Source organism: Streptomyces sp. NPDC031274 (genome assembly GCF_055570235.1).
Genome location: NZ_JBVIHP010000383.1, coordinates 1 through 1141 on the forward strand (window position 1 = coordinate 1; position 1141 = coordinate 1141).

General features: G+C 70.6%; 1 protein-coding gene and 1 pseudogene. One reads left to right on the plus strand and one right to left on the minus strand.

Annotation, left to right across the window (positions count from 1 at the left end):
- A pseudogene (locus tag ACZ5CR_RS46555) lies at positions 1-182 on the plus strand (carbohydrate ABC transporter permease); the annotation flags it as partial.
- 8 nt (positions 183-190) lie between these two features.
- On the opposite strand, the gene aac(3) reads toward ACZ5CR_RS46555, so the two are convergent.
- A complete protein-coding gene (gene aac(3) / locus ACZ5CR_RS46560) occupies positions 191-1057 on the minus strand; it encodes an aminoglycoside 3-N-acetyltransferase (RefSeq protein WP_468870106.1) in 867 nt (288 codons plus the stop codon).
- Between the last annotated feature and the right edge of the window lie 84 nt (positions 1058-1141).

Here is a 1141-nt window from a genome sequence, read left to right on the forward strand (position 1 = left end):
CGCCGGAGCAGATGCCCGCGTCGGTGAGCATCAATGACTTCTTCGGCAACAAGGGGACGGTCGTCTATGGCCAGTTGGCGGCGTTCTCGATCATCTACTCGACGCCGGTGATTCTGCTGTACGTACTGATCTCGCGCCGCCTGGGCGGGGGGTTCGCGCTGGGGGGTGCGGTGAAGGGGTGACCGGCGTACTACCGCTCGACGCCCTCCTGGCCGCCCAGTTTCTCCTCCATCCAGGCGACGCCGAAGCTCGCCACGTCCGGGGCCTCGAAGAGATGGCTCTTGGCGGCCCCGACCACCCCTTCGCCGCCGAACCCGGCCGCGAGCATGTCCCGGGCGATGACCTCGAACGGCCACTGCCCTTCCGGCACCACGGAGGAATAGTCGAAGGCGCCTTCCGACGAGTCGATGTCGCGGAAGCGCCGCCAGACCCGTTTCCCCTCCACCATGATCGGCTGCTCGTACTCCACGAACCGCTTGCCGGGCGCGTCGGCGAGCGCCTCCGCGTGGTGCAGCAGCGTGAGGGAGTCCAGCGGAGCCCCCAGCAGGAGGACCCGCCCGCCCATGGCGACCAGGTGAGCCAGCGGACTGCCGGGGCCGTGCGGGTCGCCCCAGGGGTGGTCGGCCATCAGCGCGCCCGCGGCCGGGCCGAGCGCCGCGAAGCCGGCATCGGGGTGGCGGCTGCGAACGGCCCCCGGCCACCGGCGAAGAGCCTCGGGGAGCCGCCCGTAGTTGTGGTCCGCCTCGCTGAGAACGGGGTCGTACGCGGGGTGCTCCGCGCGCACGGCGTCCTGCCAGTCCTGCGGCCAGTCGGGGAGGTCATAGGGCGGGGCGTCGTTCCAGCCGCAGGTGACCATGAGGGTGCCGCGCTCCCCGACGACATCGCGCAGGGCGCCGATGACGGTCGGCGGACCACCCGCGACATATCCGATCGCCGACATCTCGGTATGGAACATCACGATGTCACCGTCGCGCAGACCGAGGTCCAGGAGCTCACGCCTGAGCCGACCACGGGTGACAGGACCGCCGGAACGCTTGAGCAGGGCCAGTTCGTCCATGAGGGGAATCTTCGCAGGGGCGGACGGGCGCCGGAGGGCCATGGCTAGGATCATCGGCGTCGAAGGGGGAACGCCGTGCACGGG